Annotated in this window: 4 protein-coding genes; 1 reads left to right on the top strand and 3 read right to left on the bottom strand. The window is 75.7% G+C overall.

The window, feature by feature from the left end; translation table 11 throughout:
• Positions 1-73 precede the first annotated feature (73 nt).
• Entirely contained in the window at positions 74-457 is a 384-nt protein-coding gene (locus DEF28_RS26090; RefSeq protein ID WP_309485917.1) for a DoxX family protein, read from the top strand.
• 404 nt (positions 458-861) lie between these two features.
• Here the strand turns inward: DEF28_RS26090 and DEF28_RS26085 are convergent, their stop codons facing one another.
• The 3 genes from DEF28_RS26085 to DEF28_RS26075 form a co-directional block, all read right to left on the bottom strand.
• Complete coding sequence (locus tag DEF28_RS26085; protein WP_325049038.1) at positions 862-1071, bottom strand: ferredoxin; 210 nt, start codon at positions 1069-1071, stop codon at positions 862-864.
• A 49-nt stretch (positions 1072-1120) separates the two neighbouring features.
• Entirely contained in the window at positions 1121-2344 is a 1224-nt protein-coding gene (locus tag DEF28_RS26080) for a cytochrome P450 (RefSeq protein WP_114400577.1), read from the bottom strand.
• Between the two features lie 121 nt (positions 2345-2465).
• On the bottom strand, positions 2466-3036 hold a 571-nt coding region (locus DEF28_RS26075), incomplete at its 5' end, for an FAD-dependent oxidoreductase (protein ID WP_158562925.1).

Here is a 3036-nt window from a genome sequence, read left to right as displayed (position 1 = left end):
GCCGCGGATGGGAACCGCATGATGGGAGGCGGGGGGTGCGGTGGGGCCGCACCGGCACCGGAGCGCTGGCTGGGTGGCGGACGCGCGGACACGGGAGGGGCAGCGGATGCTCATCGCCTACGTGGTGGTCACCGTCGTCACGATCGCGGCCAACACCGCGGTCGCGGTCGCGGACTTCGCGCGGGCCGGGTTCGTCCTCGCGAACTCGGCGGAGGTGGGCGTCCCGCGGTCCTGGCTCCCCGTGCTCGGCGCGCTCAAGGCGGCCGGCGCCGCCGGGCTCGCGCTCGGACTCCTGGGCGTCCCCTTCGTCGGCCCCGCCGCCGCGGCCGGCCTCGTGCTGTTCTTCGCGGGCGCCGTCGCGGCGCACCTCCGGGCCCGCGTGCTCCGCAACATCGCCGTGCCCGCGGCCTTCCTGGCCCTGGCCGCCGCCTCCCTGCTCCTCGCCGCGGTGCGGTGAGCGCCGGCGCGGCCGCCGCTGGCGGCGCGCGGGGGATCCGGGAAGCGCCCCGGCGCGGAGTCCCCGCCGCCGGCGGACCACCCGGCGCGTCGGGTCCCCCGGGGCACGGCCGCGCGGCGACGGCGGCCGGGGGCGCTCGCCTCCCGCGCCTCAGCGGCATCGGGTGGTGTCCGCGAGCGGCCCGGATACCGGCGCCGGGCGCACCGCCCCGCGGCGCCGCCGGGCGAACGCTGTCACCGCAGCGCTCCGGCGAAGGCCCGCCATGGTCCGCCGGACCTCCCGACGCGGGATGCCACGCCGACGGGAGGCGTTCGCGAAGCGCTTCTGCGGCCGGGCGAGCCCCGGCGGCAGCGCCGTCCCCGCCGGAGGCCCGGCGGGGACGGCGCTTCGAGTACCGCTCCGGATCACTCCTCCACAGCGATGGCCAGCACGGGGCACACGGCCGCGGCCTCGCGGACGTCCTCGGCCAGCTCCGCGGGCGGCTCCGCGGCGAGCAGCACCACGATGCCGTCCTCGTCGCGCTGGTCGAACACCTCCGCCGCGGCCGTCACGCACTGTCCGGACGCGACGCACCGGTCCTGGTCGATGGTCACCTTCATGGGTTCTCCCCTGATCGCCTTCTGGTCGGTGTGCTGGTGGTCCGCCCGCTCCGCGGGCGTGGCGTCACCAGGTCACCGGCAATTCGTACACCCCGTACACGGACCCGTCGTGCTTGAACCGGATCCGGTCCACGTCCACGGCCGCGCGCAGCGTGGGAATGCGCCGGTAGAGCGTGCTGTAGACGACCTGCAGCTCCATCCGGGCCAGCGGCTGGCCCAGGCACTGGTGCACCCCGAACCCGAAGGCCACGTGGCGGCGGGCGTCGCGGTGGACGTCCAGGCGGTCGGGCTCGGGGAAGACGCCGGCGTCGCGGTTGCCGACGTCGTTGGCCATGATCAGCCCCTCACCGGCGCGGATCACCTGGCCGGCGATCTCGATGTCCTCCAGCGCCACCCGGCGCCGCCCGCTGTGCGTGATGTTCAGGTAGCGCAGCAGCTCCTCGACGGCGCCGGCGACCACCTTGGGGTCGTCGGCCTCGCGCAGCGCGGCCAACTGGTCAGGGTGCTGGAGCAGCGCGAGGGTGCCGAGCGCGATCATGTTGGCGGTGGTCTCGTGCCCGGCGATCAGCAGCAGCACGCCCATCTGCGCCGCGTCCTCGCGGGCCAGCTCCCCCGCCCGGATCCGGCCGGTCAGCTGGGAGAGCAGGTCGTCGGCGGGCGCGGCGAGCTTCTCGTCGAGCAGCCGGTCCAGGTACTCCACGAGCCGGCCGTGCGCGGCGTAGCGCTCCTCCGGCTGGACATCGCGCCGGATGAGGGTCCTGCTGTTCTCCTGGAAGAAGTCGTGGTCGGCGTAGGGCACGCCGAGCAGCTCGCAGATCACCAGGGACGGCACCGGCAGGGCGAACGCCTCCACCAGGTCCACCGGCTTCGGGCCGGCGAGCATGCCGTCGATCAGGTCGTCCACGATCTTCTGCACGGCCGGCCGCATCGCCTCCACCCGCTTGACGGTGAACGGCGCCGTCACCATGCGGCGCAGCCGGGCGTGCTCCGGGTCGTCCATCAGGATGAAGCCGATCTTGGTCCCGTTGCTGGGAGCCGAGGCGGGATACCCGGGCCGGGTGATGTCGGCGCTGACCCGCGGATCGGCCAGCAGCGCGCGCTGCTCGGCGTGGCGCGTCACGACCCACGGCGTACTGCCGTCCCACAGCCGGACCCTCGCCAGCGGTCCCTCCTCCTGGAGGGCCCGCAGCGCCGGCGGCGGGTCGAAGGGGCAGCCGGCCGCCCGGGGCATCGGGAACTCCGGAAGCCCGGCCGGGTCCGCGCCCGCCGAGTCCAACGTGCTCGTCATGGTGTTCCTCTCCATCGAACCGGTGCTCCCCCGCCGGTGGCGGCGGTGGAGGCCTCCGTGGCGCGTCGTCGGCCGCGCGCGGTTTCCTGCCGGTGGGGACTCGTGCGGGAGGGTGCCGGGGTCACTGCCCCGTGACGGAGCCGGACAGGGATGCCGCCGCTCGGCGCGGCCGCTCCGGCTCCGGGGACGCGAGCGCGAGTTCCCCGCGGCGCAGGCGGGCCTGCTTGGGCATGTTCCAGCCGAGCACGCCGGTGGCCACGCCGTCGCGCCGGTAGAGCGCGACGAACCGGCGCTGCACCGTGTCGCCCTCCACGACGCTCACCTCGGCGTCGGGAGGCAGCACGCCGTGGACGTGGATGCGGGCGTCGAACTGGTCGGTCCAGAAGTACGGAACGGGGGTGTAGGGCCGGTCCGCGCCGAGGATGGCCGCCGCGACCGCGGCGGCCTGCTCGGTGGCGTTGGTGCGGTTCTCCAGCCGCAGCAGAGCGCCGAGCCCGTCGTGCCGCCAGCGTGCCACGTCGCCGACCGCGTAGACGCCGTCCGCCGCTCGGCAGCGGGAGTCGCACACCAGCCCGTTGTCGATCCGCAGGCCGCTGCCCGCGAGCCAGTCGGTCGCGGGGGCCGCTCCGAGCGCCACCACGACCACGTCGGCGGGCAGCACCTCGCCGGTCTCCAGGCGCACCCCGGTCACC

The organism is Marinitenerispora sediminis (assembly GCF_003336425.1).
GTDB lineage: Bacteria > Actinomycetota > Actinomycetes > Streptosporangiales > Streptosporangiaceae > Marinitenerispora > Marinitenerispora sediminis.
The sequence above is the reverse complement of the archived record's forward strand: the minus strand, read 5'-3'. Positions and strand labels throughout refer to the sequence as shown.